The sequence below is a fragment of the Streptomyces tremellae genome (assembly GCF_039540215.1).
Lineage (GTDB): Bacteria > Actinomycetota > Actinomycetes > Streptomycetales > Streptomycetaceae > Streptomyces > Streptomyces tremellae.
The window spans coordinates 14,991-40,918 of sequence record NZ_BAABEP010000028.1; the positions used below are offsets into that span (position 1 = coordinate 14,991).

At 74.1% G+C, this 25,928-nt stretch carries 28 protein-coding genes and 1 pseudogene; 17 read left to right on the forward strand and 12 right to left on the reverse strand.

Annotated elements, in window-relative coordinates:
- Positions 1 to 2: 2 nt before the first annotated feature.
- Complete coding sequence (locus ABEA77_RS19435; protein WP_345648960.1) at positions 3 to 305, reverse strand: urease subunit gamma; 303 nt, start codon at positions 303 to 305, stop codon at positions 3 to 5.
- A gap of 126 nt (positions 306 to 431) precedes the next feature.
- Positions 432 to 935, reverse strand: a complete 504-nt coding sequence (locus ABEA77_RS19440; protein WP_345648962.1) for an SRPBCC family protein — start codon at positions 933 to 935, stop codon at positions 432 to 434.
- A 68-nt stretch (positions 936 to 1,003) separates the two neighbouring features.
- Between ABEA77_RS19440 and ABEA77_RS19445 the strand changes: the two genes are divergently transcribed.
- Positions 1,004 to 1,471 carry an MSMEG_6728 family protein gene (locus ABEA77_RS19445; protein WP_345648965.1) on the forward strand — a complete coding sequence of 156 codons (468 nt, stop codon included), beginning with the start codon at positions 1,004 to 1,006 and terminating at the stop codon, positions 1,469 to 1,471.
- A gap of 198 nt (positions 1,472 to 1,669) precedes the next feature.
- Here ABEA77_RS19445 and ABEA77_RS19450 read toward each other — a convergent pair whose 3' ends face one another.
- Complete coding sequence (locus ABEA77_RS19450) at positions 1,670 to 2,218, reverse strand: Ig-like domain-containing protein (RefSeq protein WP_345648968.1); 549 nt, start codon at positions 2,216 to 2,218, stop codon at positions 1,670 to 1,672.
- Between the two features lie 109 nt (positions 2,219 to 2,327).
- On the opposite strand from ABEA77_RS19450, the gene ABEA77_RS19455 reads away from it, so the two are divergent.
- Positions 2,328 to 3,344, forward strand: a complete 1,017-nt coding sequence (locus tag ABEA77_RS19455; protein WP_345648970.1) for an aldo/keto reductase — start codon at positions 2,328 to 2,330, stop codon at positions 3,342 to 3,344.
- 21 nt (positions 3,345 to 3,365) lie between these two features.
- On the opposite strand, the gene ABEA77_RS19460 is transcribed toward ABEA77_RS19455, so the two are convergent.
- Positions 3,366 to 4,535, reverse strand: coding sequence for an ABC-2 transporter permease (locus ABEA77_RS19460; protein ID WP_345648973.1), 1,170 nt, complete (start codon positions 4,533 to 4,535; stop codon positions 3,366 to 3,368).
- Positions 4,536 to 4,641: 106 nt separating this feature from the next.
- On the opposite strand from ABEA77_RS19460, the gene ABEA77_RS19465 reads away from it, so the two are divergent.
- The 4 genes from ABEA77_RS19465 (at position 4,642) to ABEA77_RS19480 (ending at position 9,138) form a co-directional block, all read left to right on the forward strand.
- Positions 4,642 to 5,430 (forward strand): SAM-dependent methyltransferase, encoded by a 789-nt coding sequence (locus ABEA77_RS19465; protein ID WP_345648976.1) that lies wholly within the window; start codon positions 4,642 to 4,644, stop codon positions 5,428 to 5,430.
- A gap of 181 nt (positions 5,431 to 5,611) precedes the next feature.
- Positions 5,612 to 6,232 (forward strand): TetR/AcrR family transcriptional regulator, encoded by a 621-nt coding sequence (locus tag ABEA77_RS19470; RefSeq protein ID WP_345648981.1) that lies wholly within the window; start codon positions 5,612 to 5,614, stop codon positions 6,230 to 6,232.
- Positions 6,233 to 6,451: 219 nt separating this feature from the next.
- Positions 6,452 to 7,960, forward strand: coding sequence for an MFS transporter (locus tag ABEA77_RS19475; RefSeq protein ID WP_425588325.1), 1,509 nt, complete (start codon positions 6,452 to 6,454; stop codon positions 7,958 to 7,960).
- Between the two features lie 113 nt (positions 7,961 to 8,073).
- Entirely contained in the window at positions 8,074 to 9,138 is a 1,065-nt protein-coding gene (locus ABEA77_RS19480) for a glutathione S-transferase family protein (RefSeq protein ID WP_345648984.1), read from the forward strand.
- A 99-nt stretch (positions 9,139 to 9,237) separates the two neighbouring features.
- On the opposite strand, the gene ABEA77_RS19485 is transcribed toward ABEA77_RS19480, so the two are convergent.
- Positions 9,238 to 10,428, reverse strand: a complete 1,191-nt coding sequence (locus ABEA77_RS19485) for an MFS transporter (protein WP_345648986.1) — start codon at positions 10,426 to 10,428, stop codon at positions 9,238 to 9,240.
- Between the two features lie 198 nt (positions 10,429 to 10,626).
- Between ABEA77_RS19485 and ABEA77_RS19490 the strand changes: the two genes are divergently transcribed.
- The 7 genes from ABEA77_RS19490 to ABEA77_RS19520 all read left to right on the forward strand — a co-directional run bounded on the left by ABEA77_RS19490 (position 10,627) and on the right by ABEA77_RS19520 (position 16,949).
- Positions 10,627 to 11,268: a GntR family transcriptional regulator gene (locus tag ABEA77_RS19490; RefSeq protein ID WP_345648989.1), complete on the forward strand. Its 642-nt coding sequence runs from the start codon at positions 10,627 to 10,629 to the stop codon at positions 11,266 to 11,268.
- Between the two features lie 167 nt (positions 11,269 to 11,435).
- Positions 11,436 to 11,585 carry a hypothetical protein gene (locus ABEA77_RS19495; RefSeq protein WP_345648992.1) on the forward strand — a complete coding sequence of 50 codons (150 nt, stop codon included), beginning with the start codon at positions 11,436 to 11,438 and terminating at the stop codon, positions 11,583 to 11,585.
- Positions 11,586 to 11,820: 235 nt separating this feature from the next.
- A complete protein-coding gene (locus ABEA77_RS19500; RefSeq protein WP_345648995.1) occupies positions 11,821 to 12,909 on the forward strand; it encodes an ABC transporter substrate-binding protein in 1,089 nt (362 codons plus the stop codon).
- Positions 12,906 to 13,718, forward strand: a complete 813-nt coding sequence (locus ABEA77_RS19505) for an ABC transporter ATP-binding protein (RefSeq protein ID WP_345648998.1) — start codon at positions 12,906 to 12,908, stop codon at positions 13,716 to 13,718. Before ABEA77_RS19500 ends, ABEA77_RS19505 begins: the two co-directional genes overlap by 4 nt.
- On the forward strand, positions 13,715 to 14,623 hold the full coding sequence (locus ABEA77_RS19510) for an ABC transporter permease (RefSeq protein ID WP_345649001.1): 909 nt from the start codon (positions 13,715 to 13,717) through the stop codon (positions 14,621 to 14,623). The genes ABEA77_RS19505 and ABEA77_RS19510 overlap by 4 nt, the downstream gene beginning before the upstream one ends.
- Positions 14,624 to 14,700: 77 nt before the next feature.
- Positions 14,701 to 16,062 carry an LLM class flavin-dependent oxidoreductase gene (locus tag ABEA77_RS19515; protein WP_345649004.1) on the forward strand — a complete coding sequence of 454 codons (1,362 nt, stop codon included), beginning with the start codon at positions 14,701 to 14,703 and terminating at the stop codon, positions 16,060 to 16,062.
- Entirely contained in the window at positions 16,059 to 16,949 is an 891-nt protein-coding gene (locus ABEA77_RS19520) for a sulfurtransferase (RefSeq protein WP_345649007.1), read from the forward strand. The genes ABEA77_RS19515 and ABEA77_RS19520 overlap by 4 nt, the downstream gene beginning before the upstream one ends.
- Positions 16,950 to 17,018: 69 nt before the next feature.
- On the opposite strand, the gene ABEA77_RS19525 is transcribed toward ABEA77_RS19520, so the two are convergent.
- Complete coding sequence (locus ABEA77_RS19525; RefSeq protein WP_345649010.1) at positions 17,019 to 17,285, reverse strand: hypothetical protein; 267 nt, start codon at positions 17,283 to 17,285, stop codon at positions 17,019 to 17,021.
- A 110-nt stretch (positions 17,286 to 17,395) separates the two neighbouring features.
- Between ABEA77_RS19525 and ABEA77_RS19530 the strand changes: the two genes are divergently transcribed.
- Positions 17,396 to 17,887 carry a hypothetical protein gene (locus tag ABEA77_RS19530; protein WP_345649013.1) on the forward strand — a complete coding sequence of 164 codons (492 nt, stop codon included), beginning with the start codon at positions 17,396 to 17,398 and terminating at the stop codon, positions 17,885 to 17,887.
- Between the two features lie 333 nt (positions 17,888 to 18,220).
- Positions 18,221 to 18,952, forward strand: coding sequence for a chitinase (locus ABEA77_RS19535; RefSeq protein WP_425588329.1), 732 nt, complete (start codon positions 18,221 to 18,223; stop codon positions 18,950 to 18,952).
- A gap of 77 nt (positions 18,953 to 19,029) precedes the next feature.
- On the opposite strand, the gene ABEA77_RS19540 is transcribed toward ABEA77_RS19535, so the two are convergent.
- The 3 genes and pseudogenes from ABEA77_RS19540 to ABEA77_RS19550 all read right to left on the reverse strand — a co-directional run.
- Positions 19,030 to 19,899 carry a YhjD/YihY/BrkB family envelope integrity protein gene (locus tag ABEA77_RS19540; protein WP_425588326.1) on the reverse strand — a complete coding sequence of 290 codons (870 nt, stop codon included), beginning with the start codon at positions 19,897 to 19,899 and terminating at the stop codon, positions 19,030 to 19,032.
- 239 nt (positions 19,900 to 20,138) lie between these two features.
- Positions 20,139 to 20,495, reverse strand: a complete 357-nt coding sequence (locus ABEA77_RS19545) for a PRC-barrel domain-containing protein (protein WP_345649019.1) — start codon at positions 20,493 to 20,495, stop codon at positions 20,139 to 20,141.
- 263 nt (positions 20,496 to 20,758) lie between these two features.
- A pseudogene (locus ABEA77_RS19550) lies at positions 20,759 to 21,157 on the reverse strand (hypothetical protein); the annotation flags it as partial.
- Positions 21,158 to 21,372: 215 nt separating this feature from the next.
- Between ABEA77_RS19550 and ABEA77_RS19555 the strand changes: the two are divergent.
- Positions 21,373 to 22,227: an SRPBCC family protein gene (locus ABEA77_RS19555; protein ID WP_345649022.1), complete on the forward strand. Its 855-nt coding sequence runs from the start codon at positions 21,373 to 21,375 to the stop codon at positions 22,225 to 22,227.
- 48 nt (positions 22,228 to 22,275) lie between these two features.
- Here ABEA77_RS19555 and ABEA77_RS19560 read toward each other — a convergent pair whose 3' ends face one another.
- The 3 genes from ABEA77_RS19560 to ABEA77_RS19570 all read right to left on the reverse strand — a co-directional run bounded on the left by ABEA77_RS19560 (position 22,276) and on the right by ABEA77_RS19570 (position 24,699).
- A complete protein-coding gene (locus ABEA77_RS19560) occupies positions 22,276 to 23,046 on the reverse strand; it encodes an MgtC/SapB family protein (protein WP_345649025.1) in 771 nt (256 codons plus the stop codon).
- Positions 23,047 to 23,217: 171 nt separating this feature from the next.
- Positions 23,218 to 23,673 (reverse strand): tellurite resistance TerB family protein, encoded by a 456-nt coding sequence (locus ABEA77_RS19565; protein ID WP_345649028.1) that lies wholly within the window; start codon positions 23,671 to 23,673, stop codon positions 23,218 to 23,220.
- 168 nt (positions 23,674 to 23,841) lie between these two features.
- Complete coding sequence (locus tag ABEA77_RS19570) at positions 23,842 to 24,699, reverse strand: UbiA family prenyltransferase (protein ID WP_345649031.1); 858 nt, start codon at positions 24,697 to 24,699, stop codon at positions 23,842 to 23,844.
- Between the two features lie 163 nt (positions 24,700 to 24,862).
- Here ABEA77_RS19570 and ABEA77_RS19575 point away from each other — a divergent pair, with 163 nt between their 5' ends.
- Positions 24,863 to 25,915, forward strand: coding sequence for a type III polyketide synthase (locus ABEA77_RS19575; RefSeq protein ID WP_345649034.1), 1,053 nt, complete (start codon positions 24,863 to 24,865; stop codon positions 25,913 to 25,915).
- Positions 25,916 to 25,928: the final 13 nt, after the last annotated feature.

Genomic DNA, 25,928 nt, shown 5'->3' on the forward strand with positions numbered 1-25,928 from the left:
CCTCAGACGATCGGGTCGTGGACGGTGACGAGCTTCGTGCCGTCAGGGAAGGTCGCCTCCACCTGCACGTCGCGGATCATCTCGGGGACCCCTTCCATGACGTCGGCGCGGGCCAGGACCGTACGCCCCGACGCCATCAGCTCCGCGACCGTGCGGCCGTCGCGCGCCCCTTCGAGCACGTGTGCCGTGATGAGCGCGACGGCCTCCGGGTGGTTGAGCCTGAGCCCGCGCTCCCTGCGGCGGGCCGCCACGTCGGCGGCGACATGGATGAGCAGGCGTTCCTGCTCGTGCGGGGTCAGTTGCACGGTGCACCTCACAGTCGTTGATCCGCACGCTAGGACCGCGGTGTTACGCCCGCGTTAATCCGGCCCGCCGCGAGCGGTCCCGCGACGTCCGTGCGGCCCAGGCCCCGGGGTCCGCCGCCCCCCGGGTCAGGGCCGGTGCTCCACGGTCCGCGCGAGGATGCCGAGTGTCGCGCGCAGCGCCGACTCGGGGATCACCGGGAAGACGCCCTTCTCCCGGTGGACGGGGTCGATCTCGCTCCAGTCGTAGTACGACGTGACCCGGGTGCCCCGGCCGTCGGGCAGGGCGTCGAGCCGGTAGCCGTAGAGGTGCCGCAGCGGGGGCCGTACCGTCCCCGAGATGGTCCACTCGATCAGCCGGTCCTGCGCGTAGGCGGTGATGACCACCGTCACGTCGTATCTGCCCATCGGGAGGTCGCCAAGCGCCTCGCGGTCCATGTGGACCACGAACGTGTCGCCCACCGCGCGCACCGGCTCGCCGTCGGCGGACTGGAGCATCCCCGAACTGTCGACCGCCACGTGTCCGCGGGGGTCGCACAGCAGCGCGAACACTTGCTCGGGCGGCGCCGCCACGTCCCTCGCCACCTCGAACCGCTCGGTGGCACCTGTCCGGCCGGTCGTCTCGCTCGTCATGCCCGCACTGTCGCACACGCCGCACCCGCCCGGTTTGCCGCCCCGGCGCGCGGACGCAGGATGGGGGCATGCAGACCTTCCTGCCGTGGCCGGGCTTCGCCCGCAGCGCCGCCGTCCTCGACCCGCGCAGGCTCGGCAAGCAGCGCGTGGAGGCGCTCCAGGTGCTGCGCGGGCTGACCGTGCCCGGCTACGGCTGGCGCCACCACCCGGCCGTCCGGATGTGGGCGGGCTACGAGGAGGCGCTCGTCCGCTACGGCTGGGAGATGTGCCGCGCCTGGAGTGCGGGCGGGCGCGCCGACACCTGCGCCGCCACCCTCGGCGCCGACTACGCGGCGCACCGCCCGGGCGCGCGGGTGCGGGCGGAGCAGGAGCTCGCCGGCGCGGGGGAGCTGCCGCCCTGGTTCGGCGACGAGGCGTTCCATCTCAGCCACCGCTCGGCGCTCGTCACCAAGGACCCCGAGTACTACGGGCCGGTCTTCCCCGGCGTGCCCGCAGGGCTGCCGTACGTCTGGCCGCCCTCCGACCGGGCGGCCTGAGCCGGGTTCACCCGGCCGGAGCAGTTCGGGGCCGGGCCGCAGGGGGCACACGCCTGCGTGCACGGCTCGGCAGTGACGACCGGCTCGGGGCGAGCACGCCGTGCAGCGGGGCGGGGCGGACACCGGTGCTGGAGCCGGTGCCCGCCCTCACCTGTGCCGCCGCGCGCGGCGGCGGTCAGGACGCCCGCGGTGCGCGGGTCAGGTGAGCTTCACCCGCCGGTGGGGCGAGGTGCTCGCCGAGTAGCGCGCGTCGCCTCCGTAGACCGCGGTGACCGTCGCCGTGCCCCGCGCACCGCGCAGCTTCGGCGAGAGCGTCAGCACGCCCTTCTGCGCGGCCGTGAGGGTGGCCCTGGTGGTCGTCGACGCGCCCGCCGCCCTCGCGGTCACGGTCACCGTCACCGTGCCGCCGGGGAACGCGCCGCCCGTGTGGCCGACGACCGTGACGGTGACCCGCGGGGAGGTGCCGTGCTTCGCCTTGGCCTTCGCCAGGGTGAGCGCGGTCGACGTGGGCGCCTTCCTGACCACGAGCCGCTGCGCGGCGGTCCCGCTCGGTTCGACGGCGTCCGTGCCCCCGTACCGCGCGGCGATCGCGTACAGGCCGACGGGCAGGCTCGCGGGGAGTGTGAACGCGCTCCTGCCCCCGGCGCGCACCTTCGCCGACAGGGTGCCCGTGCCGTAGTCGACGCTCTCGGTGCTCTCACCGTGTTCGACGTCACTTTCGAACGTACGCGGGTGAAAGGTTGACATCGAGACCATGTGGAACCGGTTGCGAAACCCACTTGTTCGCACCAATTGACCGTGGTGAAACGGTAAACATGACGGACCATCACAAGACGCCGCACAGAAGGACCTCACGATGACCGACCCCTTCCCCGTCCGCACCCTGGGCACCACGGGCCCCACGGTGTCCGCGCTCGGCCTCGGCTGCATGGGCATGTCCGCGCTGTACGGCGAGGCCGACCGCGCCGAGTCGATCGCGACGATCCACGCCGCCCTCGACGCGGGCGTCACCCTCCTCGACACCGGCGACTTCTACGGCATGGGCCACAACGAACTCCTCGTCAACGAGGCTCTGCGCACCGCCCGGGCGACCGCCCGCGACCGCGCCGTCACCAGCGTGAAGTTCGGCGCGCTCCGCGATCCGGACGGCGGCTGGTCCGGCTACGACGGGCGGCCCGCGGCCGTGAAGAACTTCGCAGCCCACTCGCTCACCCGGCTCGGCACCGACCACATCGACATCTACCGCATCGCCCGCCTCGACCCCGACGTGCCCGTCGAGGAGACCGTCGGTGCCGTCGCCGAACTCGTCCAGGCCGGGTACGTGCGGCACATCGGGCTCTCCGAGGTCGGCGCCGAAACCCTCCGCAGGGCCGCCGCCACCGCCCCCATCAGCGACCTCCAGATCGAGTACTCCCTCGTCTCCCGCGGCATCGAGGACCGCATCCTGCCCACCCTGCGGGAACTGGGCATCGGCGTCACCGCCTACGGCGTGCTCTCCCGAGGCCTGATCAGCGGCCACTTCAGCAAGGACCGCGAGCTGGGCGCCGGCGACTTCCGCGCCCACAGCCCCCGCTTCCAGGGCGGCAACCTCGACCACAACCTCGGCCTCGTCGAGCGGCTGCGCGAGGTGGCACGCGCCACGGGCGTGACCGTCGCGCAGCTCGCGATCGCCTGGGTGCTCTCCCGGGGCGACGACATCGTGCCGCTGGTGGGCGCCCGCCGCCGCGACCGCCTGCACGAGGCGCTCGGCGCCGTGCACGTCGCCCTCGGCACCGACGACCTGGCGGCCGTCCAGCGCGCCGTGCCGGCGGGCGCGGCGGCGGGCAGCAGGTACGCGGCGGCGCAGATGTCCGCGCTGGACAGCGAGCGCTGACCCGTCACCCGCCGCCGCGCCTCAGGCGGCTGCGCCGCTGTCCGCCGCGTGCGCGGGCGGCGTGCGCCCGCCGAGTTCCCGGCCGCCGGGGTGCCGGTGCCGCCAGATCCAGAAGACCGCCGTCGACGGTACCGCCCACAGCAGCAGCACCAGATAGGGGAAGACATGCTGCGCGTCCTTGAAGTACACCGCGGTGTGCTGCGCGTTGACGGACGCGCCGGGCGGCAGCCACTGGCCGATCCTCCCCAGCGCCGAGGGCAGCAGCGGCCAGGACACCGCGCCGCCCGACGACGGGTTGCCGAGCAGCACCATCAGCCCCCACGTCGGCAGCAGCGCCCACCGTCCGAACAGCGTGTTGAACATGGTGAAGACCATCGCCGAGGTGAACATCGTGAGCGCGAGAATCAGCCAGGACTGCACGAACGGCAGCCGCAGCGCGCCCAGCCACCAGTCCACCACCGCCGCGATGGTGAACCCGCCGAGCAGGGAGTTCGCCGCGATCGCGAGCACCCGCTCGAACGGCAGCAGCCGCCGCGCGTTCACACTCAGCTGGATCGCGCCGACGAAGCCGAGGATGACGGCGGCCAGCGTGATGTAGAAGAGGGCGAGCCCGCGCGGGTCGCCCCTTTGGAGCGGCTTGAGGTCGCCGAGCTCCAGCGGCACACGCACGGCCCTCGCCGCCTTCGGCGCGGCGGACGCCAGCACCTGCGCCACCGACTGGCCGGCCGCGCTCGCCACGTCGAGGCGCACCGCGGTCCGCCCGCCCGCGGTCCGGAAGTCGACCACGGCGAACACCCGCTGCTCCTCGACCGCGTGGCGGGCCGCCGCGCGGCTCGGATAGGCGTGCAGGACGAGCGAGGTGGCGAGGGCCCGCTCAAGGCCGTCGGTGAACGCCGCCGCCGAGGGCGCGGTGGCGTCCCCGACCACGGCCGCCGGGATGCGCCGGGGCGTCGGGTTCGCCATGTTGTACGTGTAGGAGCCGGCGAAAAGGCCCGCGCCCGCGGCGACGATCAGCAGGATGACCACGGCGGGCAGGAACGGTGAGGTGCGAAACGCCCGCCACCTCTCCCGGGGCCCCCGCGGCCTGCCGTGCCCGCCGTGGCGCCCGCCGCCCGCGGCCGGCGCCTCCCCGGACTCCTGGTGGGCGCCGCTCGGGCGGCGCGGGACGTCGTCGTCGTGGTCAGCGGCCATGCGACACACCGTACGGCCGGTATGTCCGAGTATGTGGTAATTGCCGTACCGGCCGGGCCGGGATGCCCGGCGCGGCCGAACCGGGAACGTGGCAGGATCACAGGACATGACGGCAGGCATACCGAAACCCCAGGTCGACACCGGGCGCCCGCACCCGGCGCGGGTCTACGACCACCTGTTGGGCGGCAAGGACCACTATCTCGTCGACAGCCAGGTGGCGGAGCAGCTGCCGCCCGAGGCGGCGAACGGCGCCCGGCACAACCGTGCCTTCATGACCCGGGCCGTCGCCCACCTGGCACGGCGGGGGATCGACCAGTTCCTCGACATCGGCACGGGCATCCCGACCGCGCCCAACCTCCACCAGGTGGTCCAGGGCATCAACCCGCGGGCCCGGATCGTCTACACGGACAACGACCCCATCGTGCTGCGGCACGCGGAGGCGCTGCTGATCAGCACGCCGGAGGGCGGCACCGACTACATCGAGGCCGACGTGCGCGAACCCGGGCGCATCCTCTCCCACGCCCGCGACTTCCTCGACTTCGACCGGCCCCTCGCCCTTTCGCTGGTCGCGCTGATGCACTTCATCCCCGAAGAACAGGACCCGTACGGGATCGTCGCCACCCTGGTGGACGCCCTGCCATCGGGCAGCTACCTGGTGCTGTCCAACGCGGGGTCCGACGTGCTGCCGGAGATCGCCGCGAAGGTCACGGGCGAGTACGCGCGCGGCGGCATCCGCCTCGCGTTCCGCACCCGGGCCGAGGTGGCCCGCTTCTTCGACGGCCTCGAACTGATCGGCCCCGGCCTCACCACCGCGCACGAGTGGAGCGCGGACGGCCCCGCGCCCGAGGCCGCGATGAACAGCGGCATGCACGCGGGCGTCGCCCGCGTGCCGTAGGCCGGGACGGGCCGAGGCCCGGGCTCCGCGGCGGGTCGCCCCGGTCCGCGCCCGGCTTGCCACCGTCCCAAGTGCGGCGCCGCGCAGGGGAGTCGGCGGGATCCGGCGGCCGGCCGCCGGAGCCGGCACCACGCCGGTGGAGCCGTGTGGCCGGATCCAGTCCTCGGGCTACGATGCCGACATGTCTCGACTTCGGACACTCGATGCGGCCCGGGTGGTCGACCACGCGATGGAGGTCTTCTGGACCAGGGGGTACGAGGGCACCTCCGCCGACGACCTGGCCCATCAGCTCGGTGTCGGGCCCGAGGACATGCACGAGGTCTACGGCGACAAGCACGGCCTCTTCCTGCGCGCGCTCGAACGGTACCGCGACGCGCAGGCGCGCTCGCTCGCGCCCGCGCTGCTCTCCGAGGGCCTGGTGCTGCCCCGCATCCGCGCGATCATGCTCGGCTACCTCCAGCTCGCCGCCGAGGAGGCCGAACCGAGGGGATGCCTCATCGCCAACACGGCGGGCGAGGTCCTGCCGGGCGACCCGGCGGTCGCCGACTGCCTCGCCGAGGTCCTCTCCGTGGTGGAGGACGGTTTCCTCCAAGGCCTCCAGCACGCCGTCGACCAGGGCGAACTCCCCGAGGGCCTCGACCTCGCGGGCAACGCCGCGATGCTCACCATGCTCCTCCAGGGCCTCCAGGTACTGGTGAAGCTCGACCCGGACCCGCTGCGCCTGACCCCCGCCGTGGACGCGGCGCTCGCCGGACTCAACGCCCTGAGCCGCGGCACCGTGCCCCTGCCCGCGCCGCGCTGAGGCTCCCCCTCCGCGCCCCGCCGCCCCCGCCGTGCCGTTCAGGACACGCGTACACGCGCCCCCGCGGGGGAGCCAGCCGCAGCCGTAGCCCCCGGGCGCCTACGGGGCGCCGGAGGGGGAACACCGCAGGGTGAAGATCGCCACCGTCCGCGCCGGTGCCCTGGTGCCCCGGGGCGCCGGCGCGGACTTCGCTGGATAAGGTCCGGTCGACGGGGCCGTATGCCCGGCCGCGGCCGGGCATACGGCCCGCCGCCCACACGACGAGAGGACAACGCTGTGGTGGACCGCCGGCCCGCGACAGAGGGCACCCGCGCCGAGGGCGAGCCCGACCCGAACCGCTGGCGTGCCCTCGCCGTCTGCCTGGTGGCCGGATTCATGACCCTGCTCGACGTGTCGATCGTCAATGTGGCGCTGCCCTCGATCCGCGCCGGGCTGCACACCCCCGAGTCCGACCTCCAGTGGGTGGTCTCCGGCTACGCGCTCGCCTTCGGCCTCTTCCTCATCCCGGCGGGCCGCCTCGGCGACGCCCGGGGGCGCCGCGCGGTCTTCATCGTCGGGCTGGTCCTCTTCACCCTCTCCTCGGCGGCCTGCGGGCTCGCCCAGAACAGCCTCTGGCTGGTGATCGCGCGGCTCGCGCAGGGCGTCGCGGGCGGCATGGTGTCCCCCCAGATCTCCGCCCTGATCCAGCAGATGTTCAAGGGCCGCGAGCGGGGCACGGCCTTCGGCGCGTTCGGTACGGTCGTCGGCGTCTCCACCGCCGTGGGCCCCCTCCTCGGGGGTCTGCTGATCCAGGCGGCCGGGCCGACCGAGGGCTGGCGCTGGGTGTTCTACGTCAATCTGCCGATCGGCGTGGTGTGCGTGGTCCTCGCCAGGATGCTGCTGCCCGACACCCCCTCGGCGGGCCGGGTACGCCTGCGCGACCTCGACCCGGTCGGCGTGCTGCTGCTCGGCGCGGGCGTCTGCGCCCTGCTGCTGCCCTTCGTCGAGGAGCAGCAGTGGAAGGGCGGAGGCAAGTACCTGCTGGTGCTTGTGGCGGCGGCGCTCCTCGCGGTGTTCGTGGCCTGGGAGGCCCGCTGCTCGGCGCGCGGCGTCCAGCCCGTGGTGCGGCTCTCCCTCTTCCGCATCCGGTCCTTCTGGATGGGCAGTTCGCTGATCCTGCTGTACTTCGCGGGCTTCACCTCCATCTTCTTCATCAGCACGCTCTACCTGCAGAGCGGGCTGCGCTACTCGGCGCTCCTCGCGGGCCTCGCCATCACGCCCTTCGCCATGGGCTCGGGCCTCGCGGCGGGGATCGGCGGCCGGCTGGTCGGCCGCTTCGGCAGGCCGCTGGTGGCCGTGGGCCTCGCCATGGTGGTCGTCGGGCTCGGCGGCACCGCCCTCGCGGTGCACCAGGTCGGCGGGCGCGGCGTCGGCTGGGCGATGGCGGCCCCCCTGCTGTTCGCGGGCCTCGGCAGTGGCCTCGTCATCGCGCCCAACCAGACCCTCACCCTCTCCGAGGTCCCCGTGGACACGGCGGGCAGCGCGGGCGGCACCCTCCAGACGGGCCAGCGCGTCGGCTCGTCCATCGGCATCGCGGCCGTCGGCTCGGTGTTCTTCGCCCAGGTCGGCGGCGACGGCTGGCGCACCGCCTACGACCACGGCCTGATCGTCTCCGTGGCCTTCGTCGCGGCGGCGCTTGTCGTCGCCCTGATCGACGTCCTCACCGACCGCCGCGCGTCGTCCGCCTGACAGCGGGCGGCCACCTGCCGTGCCCCACCGTTCGCGGTGCGTGGCCGCGGCGGCTGCGTACCCCGGGGCTTGGTGGAAAGGTGGGAAGGGAGACGTCAGAAGGGACCAAGGCGATGGCGGCGAGCGACAGGACAGGTCAGGAGAAGGACGGCGGCGCGGACGCGCCGCGGGGCGAGGGCAACAGCGCGTACGGCAGGAAGCCCTTCAAGCGCTCCCGCAGCCACTTCGCCGACCGGATCACCGCAGACGGCCGCGACGGCTGGCCCGTCGAGGCGGGGCGCTACCGCCTCGTGGTCAGCCGCGCCTGCCCCTGGGCGAGCCGGGCGCTGATCTCGCGCCGGCTGCTCGGCCTGGAGGACGCGATCTCCCTCGCCGTGGCCGACCCGGTCCAGGACGACCGGAGCTGGCGCTTCACCCTCGACCCCGGCGGCCGCGACCCCGTGCTCGGCATCCGCTACCTCGCCGAGGCGTACGACGCGCGCCAGACCGGCTACCCGGGCGGGGTGAGCGTGCCCGCGGTCGTGGACGTACCGACCGGGCGGCTCGTCACCAACGACTACCAGCGCATCACCCTCGACTTCGCCACCGAGTGGCGCGGCCTGCACCGCGCCGGCGCGCCCGACCTCTACCCCGAGGCGCTCCGCGAGGAGATGGACGAGGTGATGGAGGGCATTTACCGGGATGTCAACAACGGTGTCTACCGCGCCGGGTTCGCCACCACCCAGGCCGACTACGAGGAGGCGTGCCACGCCGTCTTCACCCGGCTCGCCGCCGTCTCCAAGCGCCTCGCGGGCCGCCGCTACCTGATGGGGGAGACCATCACGGAGGCGGACATCCGCCTCTTCACCACCCTCGTACGGTTCGACCCGGTGTACCACGGCCACTTCAAGTGCAACCTGTACAAGCTCACCGAGGACCCGGTCCTGTGGGCGTACGCGCGCGACCTGTACCAGACGCCCGGCTTCGGCGACACCGTGGACTTCGACCACATCAAGCGCCACTACTACCAGGTGCACACGGGCCTGAACCCGACCGGTATCGTGCCCCTCGGGCCCGACCTGTCCGGCTGGCTGACCGCCCATCACCGCGAGGAGTTCGGGGGCGGGCCGTTCGGCGAGGGCACCCCGCCGGGGCCCGTACGGGCGGACGAGGAGGTCCCCGCGGCCGGCCGCCCCTGAGCCCCGCGCTCTCCCGGGCCCCCGTGTCCCCCTGAGCCCGCGCGCTCCCCAGGGCCGTCATGTACCCCTGGGCCCCGGAGGCGCGGCTGCCGCGCGCCGTCAGGCCGGGCGCGGCGGCCTGCGCAGGACGTACAGTCCCACGCACACGGCGAGGACGACCACGCACGCGGAGAAGATCAGCCCCGCGTCCCGCAGCCCCGTCACGAGACTCAGCGCGCCCACCCCGACGACCGGCAGCGAGATGCCCAGGTAGGCGACGACGAAGAACGACGAGACCGTGCCGCCGCGGTGCTCGGCCGGGGCGGCTGCGCTCAGCGCGCCGACCGCCGCGCGGAAGGACAGGCCCTGCCCGAGGCCGCCGCACACCGCGCCGGCCACCAGCAGTGGCAGCGACTCCCAGAAGAGCCCGGAGGCCACCAGCAGCAGCCCGGCCACCAGCACGAAACAGCCGCCGGGCAGAGTGCGCCGGGCGCCGATACGGTCCGTCAGGGACTGCCCCACCACCGAGGCGAGGAACACCGAGAACACCACGGCGCCCGCCACCGCGAGGTTGTGCTCGTGCAGCGTCTCGGCGAGGAAACTCGGCGCGACCGCCGTGAAGAGGCCCAGCAGCGCGAAGCCTGCGAAGCCCGCCACCGCGGCGGGCGCGAACACCCCCCGCACCTCCGGCGGGATCGTGAGCCCCTGCGGCCGCAGCCGCGGCACGCGCCGGTCCCGCACCGTCTCCGGCAGCCCCCACAGCAGCAGGGACGCGACCACGATCAGCACCAGGTCCACCAGGAACGGCAGCGTCAGCGGCGACGGCGCGTACTGCGCGAGCAGCCCGGCCACCAGCGGCCCGCAGCCGAGGCCGCCCATGTTCGCCGCCGTCGCGGCGAACCCGGCCCGCCGCGCGTCCGCGCGCGGCGCCACCTCCATCACGGTGACCGTCGCCGCGCCGCTGAACAGCCCCGCGGAGAACCCGGAGAGGAGCCGGCCCACGAGCAGGACGGGCAGCCCGCCCTCGAACAGGAAGCAGAGCGCGCTCGCCGCGGAGAGGACGAGGGCGCACAACAGGACGGGCCTGCGCCCCGTCTGGTCCGAGGAGTTGCCCGCGAGCAGCAGGACCGCGATCACGCCCACCGCGTAGACCGCGAAGACGACCGTCACCACGAACTCCGAGAAGCCGAGCTCCTCGCGGTAGAGCCCGTACAGCGGTGTCGGAAGGGTCGTGCCCAGCATGCCGATGGCGAACACCAGCGCCGCCGCGGGGTAGCCGAGCCGGAAACGCGCACGGGAAGGATCACTCATGCGGCAACAGTACGAGGGCGGGAGCCCCGCGCGGCGCACCGGCCCGGGCCGCCGCGGGCCGGTGCGCCTGCCCGCGCCTGACGGGGGCGCACCCCCCGGAGTAAGCTGTCGCGGCGTCTCGTCGCGGGACGCCGGCGCTGTGTGCCCCCGGCGCCCGACTGCTGCAGACGGCCATCGTGGTCAGGTTGGGGGGTTTGCGTGTCCTCGTCGGATTCGCTGAATCTCGTCGAATCCTTCTACACCCGCATCCACCGGGAGATCCTCGACGGGGTGTTCGCGCCGGGCGACCTGCTGCTCGAAACGGTGCTGTGCAAGCGCTTCGGCGTCTCGCGGACGCCCATCAGGGAGGCGCTCGGCCGGCTGGCGCAGGACGGCTACATCGAGCGGTCCACCCGCGGTTTCCGCGTCAGACTCCGCTCACCCGAGGAGATCCTCGACATCTACGAGGCGCGGATCGCCCTCGAGTCGACCTCCGCGGCGCTCGCCGCCGAACGCAGGACCGAGTTCGACCTGGTCAGGCTCACCCACCTGATGGACGAGCGGCGCACGGCCGAACGCCCGGAGTTCAAGCGGCTCAACGACCAGTGGCACAGGGCACTGCGGGAAGCCGCGCACAACACGGCCATCGCCGACCTCCTCGGACGGCTCGACTCGCTGCTGGTCATCTACGCGGCACGGGGCGCCGCGTTCTCACACAGCGACCCCACCGTCGTCGAGCACGACAGCATCCTGGAAGCGGTCAGGGCCGGAGACGCCGAGGCCGCAAGGGCCGCGATGACCGTGCACCTGGAACGCATGCGCGACCTGCGCGTCGAGTCGCTCGCCCGCGGCACGGGCTGACCCCGGGACCCTCCCGCCCTGTGATGTACGGCCGTGTTGCGAGGCCGCCATTGTCTCGGCGGACCCGTGCGTATACGCTCGTGTCCGCAAGCTGGCGGCCGGGTGCTCCGGGCACGGTCCACCGCGGTCGGCCCAGCTCACCGACGCGTCGAGGAGGTGTTCCTGGCATGTACGCCATCCGTTGCCGCGGCCGCGCCGGGGACGCCCCGTCCCGCCCGTACGCCCCCGCCACCGGCTACGCGACCCTGCTGTGCTGCCGGCGGCACGTGGACCTGTGCCGGGTCGCCAGCGCGGTGTGTCGCCGCGCCGTCGACTGACACACCGCACGGCGCGGTCCGCCCCGCCGGTGGCGCTCCGTGCTCCGGTACGGCCGCGGCCCCGGGCGCCCCGCCCCCCCCGGTACGGCACCTGCCCCACCGCACGGCCGTCCCACGGCCCTCCGCTCGCCCCTGAGCACAAGCAACTTACTTCTCCCCCCAGCGTGTTCGCCGGGTGCGGCCGGACCGGCCGCACCCGGCCGCACGCCCTCTCCCCATGTCCGAGGAGACACCTGTGCGACCCTCATCCCGCCGCCCGAGCGGCACCGCAGCGGCCGGCCGCCGGCGCCTGCGCGGCCCCGCGGCCATCGGCGCCGCGACCCTGGCCCTCTCGCTGACCGCCGCCTGCGGCGGGAGCGGCAACAGCGGCGCGTCCGACGCCGGGGCGTCCGACGGCGTGGCCACCGTCCGTCTCGGCATCTACCCCGGAAATTTGATATCGGCCCAAATAGCCCAGCAGCAGGGCTACTTCAAGAAGCACCGGCTGAACGTGAAGTTTCAGACACTCTCCGCCGGCCCGGCCATCGTGGCCGCGACGGAGAACGGCAGCGTGGACGTGGGCTACGGCGACACACTCGCGGTGGCCGCCGCCGCTGCCAACGGCTTCGGCAAGGTCCAGATCATCCAGCCCGGCAACATCCAGACCACCGAGCCTTCCTCGGACGAGGACCTGCTCGCGGGACCGGAGTCCGGCGTGAAGTCCGTCGCCGACCTCAAGGGCAAGACCATCGGCGTCATCCCGTACCCGGAGATCAACGTCGCCGCGCGGCTGCTGCTCAAGAACCACGGAGTCGACCCGGACAGCGCCAAGTTCATCACCATCACAGACGGCACCCAGGCGTCCCTGCTCAAGACGGGCGGCGCCGACGCGGTGGAAGGGCGCAACATCGGCGAGGACAAGAAGCTGGTGGGGGAGTCGGGGGCCAGGGACCTCGGCAGCCCGCTGGACGCGATCCCGCCGCACACCATCACCACCTCGTACTTCGGCAACACCGAGTGGCTGAAGAAGAACCCCGGTGCGGCCGCCCGGCTGGTGGCGGCCCTGCGGGAGGCCGCCCGCTACTACAACAGCGCGTCGGACAGCCAACTCGGCGTTCTGGGCGCCAAGTACGGCGGCGTCGACTACCCGGTGCTGGCCAAGAAGTACCCCGACATCCTCGAACAGGCCCACTGGGGCTCCTGGCCCGCCGAGCCCGCGGGCCGCGCCGACATCGCCGCCACCCAGAAGTGGATCGCCACCGCGGTCTCCTTCGGGCAGCTCAAGAAGACCGTCCAGGTCAAGCCGCTGCTGTACCGGACGGCGACCGAGAGCAGGCTTCCGTGACGGCCGCACCGAGCCAGGCGGCGGCACGCCCGGTCGGCTCCGCCGTCGCGCTGAGCGCCACCGGGATCACCAAGCTCTACCCCGCCAAGGACGGCCGCACCACAGGCATTTCGGGGATCTCCCTGGACATCGCGGAGAAGACGGTGGTCGCTGTCGTGGGCCGTTCGGGCAGCGGCAAGTCCACACTCCTGCGCACCATGGCAGGGCTCGTCACCCCCGACAGCGGCGAAGTCCTGTGCCAGGGAGCGCCCGTGACCGGGCCGCCCCCGCAACTGCGCTGCGTCTTCCAGGACTACGGCGAGTCGCTGTTCCCGTGGACCACGGTGCTCGGCAACGTGGAGTTCGGCGCGCGCCACGGCCCCGCCGCCACCCGCGCGGACCGGCGGCGCCGTGCGCGGGAGGCACTGCGGCTCGTCGGTCTGCCCGACGTGGACGACCGCTACCCCTGGGAGCTCTCCGGCGGCATGCAGCAGCGGGCGTCGATCGCCCGCGCCCTCGCCTCCCAGCCGCGGATCCTGCTGCTCGACGAGCCGTTCGGCGCGGTCGACGCGCTCAGCCGCGCCCGGCTCCAGGACATGCTGCAGGAGGTGTCCGCCCGCCTCGAACTCACCACGGTCTTCGTCACGCACGACCTCGACGAGGCGGTCTACCTGGCCGACCGCGTCGTCGTGGTCGACCAGCGGGGCGAGGGACTCACCGCCGACCTCCCCATCACCCTGCCCCGGCCGCGCCACCCCGTCGACAGCCGGGAGAGCGAGACCTTCCTCAGCGTGCGCAGGGCCCTCCTCGAAACGGTGCTCCAGCCATGAACGAGCGCTCTCCACACGCCGCGTACACCGTGCGGGACACGCCCCCCGCGGCCGGGGAGCGGGGTCCGCGGCCCGCGGCGGCGGCCGATCCCGGCCCGCGCGGGGCGAAGGCCCCGGGGCGCCGGGTCCGCGCCCTGGCCACCTCCCGTCTGCTGGGCTGGCTGGTGGTGGCGGTGTGCCTGGCGCTGTGGCAGGCCGCGACCAGCGGCGGGCTCGCCACCTCGCCCGTCTTCCCGCCCCTGTCCGACGTGCTGACGGCCTGGTGGCACGGCGCGCGGGACGGCACCCTGCCGCACGCGCTCCTCGCCACGCTCTCCGTCACTCTCGCCGGCTATGCGATCGCCGCGGTCGGCGGTGTGCTGCTGGGCGTCCTGATGGGGCGGATCCGGGTCGCCCACGGGCTGCTCGAACCCCTCATCGAACTGATCAGACCCATCCCCATCACGGCGCTCGTGCCGCTGCTCGTCCTGCTGATCGGCATCGGCGACCAGTTGAAGATCTTCGCGGTCTGCCTCGCCGCGGCCTTCCCGGTGATCCTCAACACCTTCGCCGGCATCAGGTCGGTGTCGCGGACACTGCGCGAGACGGGACTGACCTTCGGACTCTCCGGGCCCAGGGCGATGTGGGAGATCGACATACGGCACGCGCTGCCGCAGATCTTCACCGGGCTGCGGACGGCGCTCGCCATGTCGCTGATCATCGCCGTCTTCAGCGAGATGATCTCCGGCAACACCGGCATCGGCTTCCAGATCCTCACCAGCCAGCAGACCCTCGACGTCACCGCCCTCTACACGCAGGTCTTCACGCTCGCCGCCGTGGGCTATCTGATCAACCTGCTGTTCCTGCTGGTCGAAGGGGTGGTCCTGCCGTGGCGTCCGGGATCGCCGCGCCGCGGGACCTCCTGAGCTCCCCGCGGCACCCCGGCGCCCCTCTCCAGGGCCGCGTCCCCAGACCCCCGTTCCGACATATCCGAGGAGTCCCCGTGTCCGACACGGACAGGCAACTGCACCTGGGCTGGTCCATCTGGCCCACCGGCTTCCACGCCGCCGGATGGCGGCTGCCCGAGGCAGAGGTCAACGGCACCTACAACCCGCGCTTCCTCCAGCGGATGGCCCGCACCGCCGAGCGCGGCAAGCTCGACTTCTACTTCATCGGCGACCGGGTCGTCGGGCTGCCCGAGTGGCAGCACGAGCGCCCCAACCAGGTGACCAGGCCCGAGGCCCTCACGGTGGCGGCCAACGTCGCCGCGGTCACCGAGCACATCGGCATCGTCGCCACCGTCAACACCACCTACTCGGACCCCTATTCGCTGGCGCGCTCGATGGCGATGCTGGACCACCTCAGCGAGGGGCGCGCGGGCTGGAACATCGTCACGGGCCTCGACGAGCAGGCCGCGAAGAACTTCAGCCGCGACAAGCACTGGGACAACGAGCGCCGCTACGACTGGGCCGACGAGTTCGTGGAGGTCGCCTCCCGGCTCTGGGACAGCTGGGAGGACGACGCCTTCGTCGCCGACAAGGCGTCCGGCCGCTTCGTCGACGAGGCGAAGATCCACCGTGTCGACCACAAGGGCGAGTTCTTCTCCGTCGCAGGCCCCCTCAACATCGGCCGGCCGCCGCAGGGCCGCGTCCCGCTGGTGCACGCGGGCTCCTCGGAGCGCTCCCGCGAGTTCGGCGCCAAGTACGCGGACATCCGCTTCACCATGGCGTCCGACCTGGACGTCGCGCAGCGGCAGTACGCGGACCTCAAGGGCAGGCTCGCCCGGTACGGCCGCCCCCGCGACGCCCAGAAGATCCTGCCGGGCCTCGCGGTGTACGTCGCGGAGACCCCGGCGGCGGCGCACGCCAAGTACCGGGAGATCCAGGACCTGGCCACCCTGGCCCCGGACGCGGCCCCGCTCTCCGGGGCGCTCGGCGAGGACGTCTCCGGCCGGCCCCTCGACGTACCGCTCGGCGAACTCCTCGACCTCGCGTCCGTGCCCGAGGCCGGGCAGCGGATCGTGGCAAGGGCCCGGCTCGCCTACGGGGAGGAGGACATCACCCTCCTCGACCTCGTGCGCTACACACGGCTCGGCGGCGGCCACCGCGAGGTCGTCGGCGACGCGAAGGGCGTCGCCGACTTCATGGAACAGTGGCTCCTCGACGGCGCGGCGGACGGCTTCGTCCTGTTCCCGCCGTACCTCCCCGGCACGCTGGAGCAGTTCACCGACCTCGTCGTCCCCGAGCTCCAGCGGCGCGGACTGCACCGCAAGGAGTACACGACCCGCACCTTCCGCGAGTTCTTCGGCCTGCCGCGCCCGCTGAGCAGCTTTGCCGCGCCGGCCGGCTCCGAGGCTCTCGCATGAGCGCACCGGAGGCCGCGGGCAGGTCCGCGGTCCTGGCCGACGCCGCCGGACTCCTCGCCCTCACCGTGCGCCCCGGCGAGCAGCCCGTCCTCCTGCACGTCGGCAACCCGCGCCCCGGGGACGGCGGTGACCCCCTCGCCGCCTACCGGGCCGCACACCTGCCGGGGGCGGTCTACGCCGACCTCCCGCGCGACCTGGCGGGCGAGCCCGGCCACGGCACGGGCCGGCGCCCCCTGCCGGAACCCGGGCGGCTCCAGGACACGCTGCGCCGCTGGGGCGTGGGCGCGTCGTCGGCCGTGGTCGTCTACGACGACGAGGGCGGCCGCTCGGCGGGCCGCGCCTGGTGGGTGCTGCGCTGGGCCGGGCTGTCCGACGTACGGCTGCTGGACGGCGGCCTCGCCGCCTGGCGCGCGGCAGGCGGCCCGCTCACCGCCGACGTGCCGCGGCCCGCGCCGGGCGGCGTCCGCGTCACGCCGGGCGCCCTGCCCGTCCTCGACGCCGCGGACGCCGCCCGGCTCGCCGCCGGGGGACTGCTGCTCGACGCCAGGTCCGCGCCCCAGTACCGCGGCGACCCCGGGCGGGGCGGCGACCGGCCCGCCGGGCACATTCCCGGCGCGGTCAGCGCGCCGACCGGGGAGAACCTCCGTCCCGACGGGAGGTTCGCCGGCACCGCGGAACTCGTCGCGCGCTTCCGGCGCCTCGGCGCGGACGGGAGCGTGCCGGTCGGCGTGTACTGCGGCGGCGGGGTCGCGGCCGCCCACGAGATCGCGGCGCTCGCGGCCGCGGGCATCGACGCCGCGCTCTACCCCGGCTCGTGGTCCGCGTGGATCAGCGACCCCGGGCGCCCCGTCGCCACCGGCCCGGAACCGTGGGGCGGGGAGGGCTGAACGGACGCGCGGCGGGGGAGTCCCCCGCGTTCCCCGCCTGCTCCTCGCGGAGGCCCGCGGGGAGCGGGTTCAGCCTCCCAGGGGGCAGCGGCTGCCGGACGGTCCGCCGGTCCCGCCCTCCTCCGGGTCGCGCGCGGGCGCGGGCCGCTGCCAGGGGCCGTCCATCTCGACGACGACCCTGGTCCTGTCCGGCCGGTTCCACGGGCTGCTGCACAGCACCGCGAGGCCGGTGGCGCGGTCTCTGCTGAGGCTTTCGACCAGCGACACCGGGCGCCCGTACTCCGTTTCGAGGTGTGCCGCGATCTCGGGGGCCGGTACGAGCAACTGACCCGGCACCAGGCGCGTACGGGCTCGACCCCGCCCATCTGGCGGAGGATCGTGTCGAGCGACTCCACGGCGTGCAGCGCTGCGCCGACCTCGGTCAGTACGTCGGACGGAATCCAGATGTGGGCCCAGCCGCAGAGCAGCCCGTCGATGTACGACTGCCGCGCCAGCAGGTGCGCGGGTCTGCCTGGGGGCCGTTCGAGCAGCCCCGCCTCCTCGTCGGGCAGCGGCAGCAGCCGCACGTCGCGCACGACGGTGCGCGCTGCGCCGCCCGCCTGACGCACCATCTCGTGCAGGGAGGGCGCCCGGCGCTGGGACAGGACGAGGTCGACCCTGCGGTTCACGAACGTGCCCGCGCCCCGCACCCGCCGCACCAGCATGCGGTGCTCCAGCTCCTGGACCGCGGCCCGCGCGGCGGCGCGGCTGACCTGGAACCGCCCGGCGATCTGGTGCTCGCTCGCGACCCTGCTGCCCGCGGGGCGATCGGCCATCTCGGCGGCGAGGACATCGGCCATCTCGGCGTACCGGCTGTTGTTGACCACGGCCGCCAGTCTGCGGCGGCGAGTCGGCCCGGCGACCCGCCGCCGGACCACGTCCCGCACTGCCAACGGTGAACTCTGGGAGCACCCGTCACACCGGTGCGCGCCCCGGGCGCCGGAGGGCGACGGCGGCGCCCCGCGGGCCGAACGGCGCGCGCCGCACACGCCCCGGGGGATGGCGTCGGCACTCTTGACGCGGACACGTCGGTGGGTATGGTCTAGTCCAACGCCGGGGTCTTTGCGAACGCATCGGCACCACACCCCTCGTGCCCCCACGCGCGGGAGGTGCGGCCCCGTCGTGCCCGGGGTCCCTCGCGGATCCCCCCGTGCCCCCCGGGCTCCCCCCACCGACTCCGGGCCGCCGTGGGGACGGCCGCCCGGCGAGGAGTGAATGCAGTGCGCCGTCGCATGATCGCCGCAGTCGCCGCCGCCGCGTCCGCGGTCGCCCTGTCCGCCCTGGCACTCGGCCCCGCGCAGGCCGCGGCCCCGCATACCGCGCCCGCCGCTTCCGCCAGGGTCGCCGCCTTCGTGGTGAGCGAGTCCCAGTTCGACCAGATGTTCCCGAACCGCAACGCCTTCTACACGTACGGCGGCCTGACCGACGCCCTCTCGGCGTACCCCGGCTTCGCCAACACCGGTGACGACACCGTCAAGAAGCAGGAGGCGGCCGCCTTCCTCGCCAACGTCGGCCACGAGACCGGCGGCCTCCAGTACGTCGTGGAGCAGAACACCGCCAACTACCCGAACTACTGCGACACCAGCCAGCCCTACGGCTGCCCGGCCGGCACGGACAAGTACTACGGACGCGGCCCGCTCCAGCTGAGCTGGAACTTCAACTACAAGGCGGCGGGCGACGCCCTCGGCATCGACCTGCTCAACAACCCCGACCTGGTCCAGAACGACGCCTCCGTCGCCTGGAAGACCGGCCTGTGGTACTGGGACACCCAGAGCGGCCCCGGCACCATGACCCCGCACGACGCCATCGTCGACGGCAAGGGCTTCGGCGAGACGATCCGCTCCATCAACGGCTCGATCGAGTGCAACGGAGGCAACCCCGCCCAGGTGCAGGACCGCGTCGACACCTACCAGCGCTTCGCGCAGATCCTCGGCGTCGACCCGGGCGGCAACCTCAGCTGCTGACCGGCGACGGCCCGTGTGCCCGGTGCCCCGGCGGGGCGCCGGGCACACCGGCGCCTACCGCACGTGCCGCCGGCGCCTCACCGCTCCCCGGGCGGCCCCAGGGCCTCCACGCTGCTCTCCCGCAGCCTCCTCTGCGTCCTGCGCTCGTGGTAGAGGCGTCCCACCAGCGCCCCGCCGTACACCACGAACCCCACGCCCACCAGCCAGGACTGGATCACCAGGACCGTGCCGAACGGCCCGTACGTCACGGCGCTCGACGCGATCAGCGGGGAGAACACCAGCTGCGAGAAGATCCGCAGCCCCAGCATCCCGAGCGCCGTCGCGGCCGCCCCCGGAACCAGCGCGCCCCACCGCACCCGGCCGGCCAGCAGCACCCGCTGCGACCACCAGACGAAGAGGAACGCGCCCACCACGTCGGCGGTCGTCCCGAACACCTTCCACGCCAGCGAGTCCGAGGTGACGGGCGTGTTGACGAAGATGATCAGGTAGACGACCAGGGCGGCGAGCCACACCACATGGCGCCACACCGTGTGCCAGCGGGCCGTCGACAGGTCCCACACCCGCTCGTACCCCGTCTGCACCGCCCCGCCGAAGGTGAGGCCGAAGACGGCGAGGGCCGCGAGGCCGAGCGCCGTGGTGCCCTGAAGCGCCTGGCCCGGCCTGCTGAACAGCTCCTGGATCTCCTCCTGCGGCCCTGCGGACACTCCGATGCCCTGGCCCAGCCACCGGGCGAAGCCCTGCCCGCTCGCCGGGTCGGCCGCCGCCACGACGACCAGCAGTGGAACGAGGGTGAGGAAGCCGAGCGCCGCGAACCCCATCGCGCGGTGCATCAGCTCCATCTCGCGGCCTCGGCTCCAGGCCAGCTCGACCATGGAGCCCGCGATCCTGCGCCGCGCGCGCAGGACACGGCCCGGGTGGTCCACCTCGCCGGCACGTTTCCGGGTCATATTCCGTCTACTGCCCCTCAGGTCGCGGAGGTCCGGCGGACGCCCCGAACGGGTGCTCGGACACGGCCGGGACGTGGACCGGATCATATAGGCGCTTCGCGCCCATACGGCCACCGTCCCCATCAGGGTGAGAGAGCCGTGCCCCGCCCGCCGAACGACCCGCGAGGCCGCGCCAGGGCGCACGCGCCGCGGGGCGGGCGGGCCCGGCGGCGCGCCCGCCCCGCCGCCCGGGCCCGCCGCTACCGCCGCCCGCGCCGCCGCCCGCCGCCCGCGCCGGTCGTGTACGCCATCCCGTAGTGCGCGAACACCTTCGGCTCGTCCTCCGCGGGCAGCTCCCCGTCCACGTCGATCGACGGTGCCTCCTTCGCGACCTTCCGGTCCACGGCCACCTTCAGATACCCCGGGCCCACGGTCGCGTTCTCCAGGGGCACGAACACCAGCCGCCGCTTGGTCGGCATGCCGACCGTGACCGTCGCGAACGACGGCTGGTCGGTCGCCGTGTCCACGTAGACGGCCTCCAGCGAACCGATCTTCTTCCTGCCGACGTCGACCACGTCATGGTCGCGCCACTCCCGGATGTCCTCCGGCTCGAACATCGTCCACCCGCCTTCCAGCCCCCGCTGCTTCCTGCTGTGTGAGTAACCCCCGTGAGCCGTGTACCCGGGACGGGCCGGTGATCACGGGAAGCGGGCGCCGATCACCGTGACGTCGGGGGCCGGGGCCCGTTCGGAGCAACCCGGCGCGGGGAGGGGCCCGCGGGTCAGGCGCCCTTGCGACCCAGCCAGAGAGTGTCGCCGAACGGCTCCGCCACACTGCCCGCGAGCGCCGGGAACCGGCGCTCCGCGCGGGGCACCGCCGAGACCAGCGGCACCGGAGCGGTGCGCTCCATGCGCAGCGCGTCCACGGACTCCGCGAGGAGCTCGTACTCGGTGGTGTCGTCGTGCGTCGCCACCCGGATCAGCCGCCCGTGCGCCAGGTGCTCGGCGATCATCTCCTGGTGCTCGGCGTCGTCGCGCCAGGCCCGCAGCGTGTCCGGCACGTCGGGCACGTCCGAGCCGACCGGGGCGAGCGCCTGCGCCGGGATGCCGCCGCCGTCCGGCGTCGGGTCGAGGCGCTCCGCGATCCAGGTGGCGCGGTCGCGCAACCACCACAGCGCGAGGGCCAGGGTGGGGGCACGGTACGTGCCGAGCGGCACTCCGACGCGCTGCCCGCCGCACACGCCGTACGCGGTGACGTGGCACAGGAATTCGTCATGCACGGCCGCTCTCCTTGCGCCGTCCGTCGGGGGTCGGGTGGCCGCGTGGGGCGATCTCCGGGAGAGCAAGGAGGAGACGCAATCGCCCCATTGTGCGATCACTTCATTATGTGACGGATGCTGACGCGCTGTCACCACGCGATTCCGGCCAGTTTCCGCCGCTCCCCGGCGCCGCCAACTGGCCGGAACCGCCGGGGGTCCTGGCAGGATGAGCCGCCATGAACCCTCCCTCCGGCGCCGACACCCTCACAGAAGTCGACGGCCGCACCGCCCTGACCATGGCCCGCACCTTCCCGCACCCGCCCCAAGCGGTGTGGCGGGCGCTCACGGAACCGGCGGAGCTGTCTCAATGGTTCCCCTTCCGGGTCGACCTGGACCCGCGTCCGGGCGGCGCCCTCACCTTCGGCGCGCCCGCCGGCGACGTGCCGCCGCCCACCGGCACCGTCACCGCACTGGAGGCGCCGCGGCGCTTCGCCTTCGACTGGGGCGCCGACCACCTCGCCTGGACCGTCGCCCCGGACGGAGACGGCGCGGAACTGACCCTGGTCCACACCTTCGACGACCGGGCGGGTGCGCCGGGCTTCGCCGCGGGATGGGACCTCTGCCTGGCCTCGCTGCGCGCCCTGCTCGACGGCGGGCCCGTCGAGCGGCGCCGCGACGGTGGCGCGCTGCACGACGCGTACCTGCGCCACTTCGGCCTCGACCGGGGCACCGCCACCACCGCGGGCGGCACCAGGACCGTGCGCTTCGAGCGGCAGCTCGCCGCCGCCGCCGACCGCGTCTGGGAGGTGCTCGCCGCGGGCATCGACCCCGTGCCCGGGCTGCCCGTCCCCGCGGGCTTCACCGACGGCGACGTACCGGCGGGGCACGCGCGCGAGGTGCGGCCGCCGCACATGCTCAGCTACGAGTGGGCCGACGGCGGCACCGTGACCTGGGAGCTGCGCGAGGGCACCGGCCACGGCGCCCGGCTCGTCCTCACCCAGACCGGACCCAAGACGTTCGACACGGACCGGGCGCTCGCCGCCTGGCACACCAGGATCGAGGACCTGGCGGCGCGGCTGCACACTCCGTGACGGCGCGCCACGCGCCGGGCGGTCGCGAGCCCCGGCCGCCCCCGGCCCTCAGTCGCCGCTGTCGTCGTCGCCGCGCAGCGACGACACGCTCAGCAGTTCCTCGAACTCCGAGAGCGCGGCCACCAGGTCGGGCACACTGCCGCTGCCCTCCACGTCCACATAGACGAGCGCCGTGCCCGCCTCCGACGACCTCGGCGGCGGGCCCTCCCCGTCCGGCTGCGGCGCCGCGCGGTCCACCCGGACCTGCACCACCTGGAACCCCCGCGCGGCGGTGTACTCCAGAACACGCGTCAGCACACCCGTGCCGATCCGGTACGCCAGATGCAGCCGCGACACCTCGGGTGTCGCCAGGGCGGGCACCCGCCGGGTCGCCCACGGGTAGCCCTGGACCACCAGGAAGTGCACACCCGTCACCCCTATGGCGAGCAGCGGCAGTCCGCCGCCGCAGGCCATGCCCACGGCACAGGTCAGCCACACCGTGGCCGCCGTCGTCAGGCCCCGCACCGCGTCCCGCCGTACGAAGATCAGCCCGCCGCCGATGAAGCCGATGCCCGAGACGATCTGCGCCGCCACCCGCGACGGGTCGAAGGAGACGTTCTCCAGGCCGAGCACCGCGTTGAAGCCGTGCTGCGAGACCTCCATGAACAGGGCGCTGCCCACACCCACCAGCGTGTGCGTCCGCAGGCCCGCGCTCTTTTGCTGGCGGGCGCGCTCGGCCCCGATCAGCGTCGAGAGCAGCAGGGCGAGGGCCAGCTCGGCGAACTGCCGGCCGCCCTGACCCGCCGCCGGGTCGAACAGGGAAAAAGCCAAGTCACGCAACGGGGAACCTCCCTCACCCGACGTCTGACACGCAGCGGACAACGGGTACGAGGGTATGCCAGACGCCGCGGCCGCCGCCGCGCGCCACCCCCCGCCGCGCCGGGCCGGACCCCGGGCCGCACTGCCGGGAGGGAGCGGTCCGGCCCGCCCGCGGACGGGCCGGACGCGGGCTCAGAGGTCGAACTCGTGCGGCGGCAGCCCCAGCGCGTAGCACGCCTCGCGGACCACGGCCTGCTCGTCCTTGTCGAAGTCGCCGTCCGCACCGCCGATGACGATGCCGATCTGGACGACGGCGCGCGCCTCAGCCGGCTTCTTCTTCGCCTTGGCGATCTCCTGGAGCACCCCGACCTTGCCGAACGCGAAGTCGGCCTGGAGCTTGCCGATGTTCTCCTCGAAACGGCGCTGGAGGTCGGCCGCGGGGAAGTTCTGCAGGACGTCGTTGGCGGTGATCAGCGACGCGACCCGCTGGCGCTCCGACGGGTCGACCGAGCCGTCGGCCGCCGCCACCAGCGCGCACATCGCCATGCTCGCGTCGCGGAACGCCCCGCTCTTGAGGTCGTTCTTCTTCGCCGTCAGCTGCGTCTGCATCGTCGCGGCGGATTCCTTGAAGCGGTCCCAGAGGGCCATGCCTTCATCTCTCCTCATGATTCAGATCGGGCACCCGGGACAACGCGCGGGCCGCGCGGATGGTGCCCGCTCCGGCCTGCCGGTTTGGTGAGTTCTTTGCCCGCCGTGAACCGCCGCGCCCCGCCGGGCCCGGGCACCCGCGTCATCCGCCGGGCCGACCCGCTCGCGTCATCCGCCGGCGGCCCGCCACAGCAGCAGGCCCACGTCCACCGCGGCCACCAGCACGGCCGCGAGGAACGGCGCACGAGGCCGGCCGCGCCCCGCCACGGCCCCCGCCACCGCGGCCGTGAGCGCCGCCCCGACCGCGGCTCCGCCCGCGCCCACGGGACCGCGGGACGCCAGCAGGACCGTCGCCGCCACCAGCGGCACCGGCAGCACCAGCCGTACGGCACCCGAGCCCAGCCGCTGGGGCGCGCCCCGCACCCCGGCGGCCAGGTCGTCCGCGATGTCCGGCAGGACGTTGCCGAGGTGCGCGCCCACCCCGAGCAGCGCCGCGGCGGCGACCACCTCCCACGACGGCGCGGACCCGCCGGGCGCCCCGAGCGCGACGAAGGCGGGCAGCGCCCCGAAGCCGACCGCGTACGGCAGCGGGGAGAACACCGTCGCCTTCAGCCCCAGGTTGTACGCCCACGCGCCCGCCACCCCCACGAGGTGCACCGCGCCCGCGACCGGCCCGTACAGCAGGGACAGCGGCACGCACACCGCCGCCGAGACGAGTGCCGCGGCCAGCACGCCCGGCGCGGAGGCCGCGCCGCCCGCGACCGGCTTGTCCGCGCGGCCCGCCGCCAGGTCGCGCGCCGCGTCGACCGCGTCGTTGCTCCAGCCGATCGACAGCTGCCCCGCGAGCACCGCGGCCGTGGCGAGCAGCACCGCGCCCGCGCCCCGGCCCGACGCCACCGCGAGACCCGCGACGAGCAGCGTCACCACGGCGGTCGGGCCCGGGTGGCAGGCCCCGAGGAGGGCGGCGGCCGCCGCGGCGCGCGGCGCCGGGCGGGCGGCCCGCGGCGGCCGTGGTGCGGCGTCCATCCGGTCATCGTAGGCACGGGTGCGCCGTACGGCGCCGCATGCCGTGCCGTGGCGGGGGAAGCGGGTGCCGCGGACCGGCGTCGGCGTCCGAACCGGGGAACGGGCGTGAGACAGGGCGCGGTGCGGGCAATGATGTTCCGTTCCCGAGCTGATCGGACCCCAGATGACACGCATCGCAGCCGTGCACGGAGTGCTCGCTCCGTACCGCTACAGCCAGCGCGAGATCACCGACATGGTGGCGCGGACGTGCCTGCCCGACGGCGCGGACCGCCGCCTGCTCGACCGCCTGCACACCAGCGCGGGGGTGGCCGGGCGCGCGATGGCCATGCCGCTCGAACGCTACGCGGACCCCGGCGACTTCGGCGACACCAACGACGTGTTCATCGAGACGGCGGTGCCGCTGGGGGAGGAGGCGGTGGCCGGCGCGCTGGACGCCGCGGGCCTCTCGCCGCGCGACGTCGACCTGCTGATGTTCACCTCCGTCACGGGCATCGCCGCGCCCTCCGTGGACGCCCGCCTCGTCGGCAGGCTCGGCCTGCGGCCCGACGTGAAGCGGCTGCCGGTCTTCGGCCTCGGCTGCGTGGCGGGCGCCGCCGGCCTCGCCCGGCTCCACGACCACCTGCTCGGCCGCCCCGACGACGTGGCCGTGCTGCTCTCCGTCGAGCTGTGCAGCCTCACCTTCCAGCCCGACGACGCGTCACCCGCGAACCTCGTGGCCTCCGGCCTGTTCGGGGACGGGGCGGCCGCCGCCGTCCTGTGCGGCGCCCGCCGCGGGGCGGGAGGCCCCGCCGTGGTCGAGACGCGCAGCCACCTCTATCCGGACACCGGACACGTGATGGGCTGGGACATCACCGGCTCCGGATTCCGGGTGCTGCTCGACCCCGGCGTGCCCGACGTGGTCCGCAAGAACCTCGCCGCCGACGTCGACGGCTTCCTCACCGACCACGGGCTCACCCGCGACGACATCACCGCCTGGGTCTGCCACCCCGGGGGTCCCAAGGTCCTCAAGGCCGTCGAGGAGTCACTCGACCTGCCCGCGGGGGCCCTCGACGTCACCTGGCGCTCCCTCGGATCGATCGGCAACCTCTCGTCCTCCTCCGTCCTGCACGTGCTGCGTGACACCCTGGCGGAGCGGCGGCCCCCGGCCGGCACCGCGGGACTGCTCCTCGCGATGGGGCCGGGCTTCTGCGCGGAACTCGTCCTGCTGCGCTGGTGACCGGGCGACCGGA

Bases quoted from the DNA above. Each gene is read 5' to 3' on its own strand.
- ABEA77_RS19460 (WP_345648973.1), bottom strand. From the start codon at position 4,535: ATGGCCGCTGACCACGACGACGACGTCCCGCGCCGCCCGAGCGGCGCC.
- ABEA77_RS19485 (WP_345648986.1), bottom strand. From the start codon at position 10,428: ATGAGTGATCCTTCCCGTGCGCGTTTCCGGCTCGGCTACCCCGCGGCG.
- ABEA77_RS19535 (WP_425588329.1), top strand. From the start codon at position 18,221: ATGATCGCCGCAGTCGCCGCCGCCGCGTCCGCGGTCGCCCTGTCCGCC.
- ABEA77_RS19575 (WP_345649034.1), top strand. From the start codon at position 24,863: ATGACACGCATCGCAGCCGTGCACGGAGTGCTCGCTCCGTACCGCTAC.
- ABEA77_RS19450 (WP_345648968.1), bottom strand. From the start codon at position 2,218: ATGTCAACCTTTCACCCGCGTACGTTCGAAAGTGACGTCGAACACGGT.
- ABEA77_RS19480 (WP_345648984.1), top strand. From the start codon at position 8,074: ATGGCGGCGAGCGACAGGACAGGTCAGGAGAAGGACGGCGGCGCGGAC.
- ABEA77_RS19555 (WP_345649022.1), top strand. From the start codon at position 21,373: ATGAACCCTCCCTCCGGCGCCGACACCCTCACAGAAGTCGACGGCCGC.
- ABEA77_RS19470 (WP_345648981.1), top strand. From the start codon at position 5,612: ATGTCTCGACTTCGGACACTCGATGCGGCCCGGGTGGTCGACCACGCG.
- ABEA77_RS19520 (WP_345649007.1), top strand. From the start codon at position 16,059: ATGAGCGCACCGGAGGCCGCGGGCAGGTCCGCGGTCCTGGCCGACGCC.
- ABEA77_RS19475 (WP_425588325.1), top strand. From the start codon at position 6,452: ATGCCCGGCCGCGGCCGGGCATACGGCCCGCCGCCCACACGACGAGAG.
- ABEA77_RS19495 (WP_345648992.1), top strand. From the start codon at position 11,436: ATGTACGCCATCCGTTGCCGCGGCCGCGCCGGGGACGCCCCGTCCCGC.
- ABEA77_RS19565 (WP_345649028.1), bottom strand. From the start codon at position 23,673: ATGGCCCTCTGGGACCGCTTCAAGGAATCCGCCGCGACGATGCAGACG.
- ABEA77_RS19545 (WP_345649019.1), bottom strand. From the start codon at position 20,495: ATGTTCGAGCCGGAGGACATCCGGGAGTGGCGCGACCATGACGTGGTC.
- ABEA77_RS19510 (WP_345649001.1), top strand. From the start codon at position 13,715: ATGAACGAGCGCTCTCCACACGCCGCGTACACCGTGCGGGACACGCCC.
- ABEA77_RS19440 (WP_345648962.1), bottom strand. From the start codon at position 935: ATGACGAGCGAGACGACCGGCCGGACAGGTGCCACCGAGCGGTTCGAG.
- ABEA77_RS19455 (WP_345648970.1), top strand. From the start codon at position 2,328: ATGACCGACCCCTTCCCCGTCCGCACCCTGGGCACCACGGGCCCCACG.
- ABEA77_RS19540 (WP_425588326.1), bottom strand. From the start codon at position 19,899: ATGACCCGGAAACGTGCCGGCGAGGTGGACCACCCGGGCCGTGTCCTG.
- ABEA77_RS19465 (WP_345648976.1), top strand. From the start codon at position 4,642: ATGACGGCAGGCATACCGAAACCCCAGGTCGACACCGGGCGCCCGCAC.
- ABEA77_RS19570 (WP_345649031.1), bottom strand. From the start codon at position 24,699: ATGGACGCCGCACCACGGCCGCCGCGGGCCGCCCGCCCGGCGCCGCGC.
- ABEA77_RS19445 (WP_345648965.1), top strand. From the start codon at position 1,004: ATGCAGACCTTCCTGCCGTGGCCGGGCTTCGCCCGCAGCGCCGCCGTC.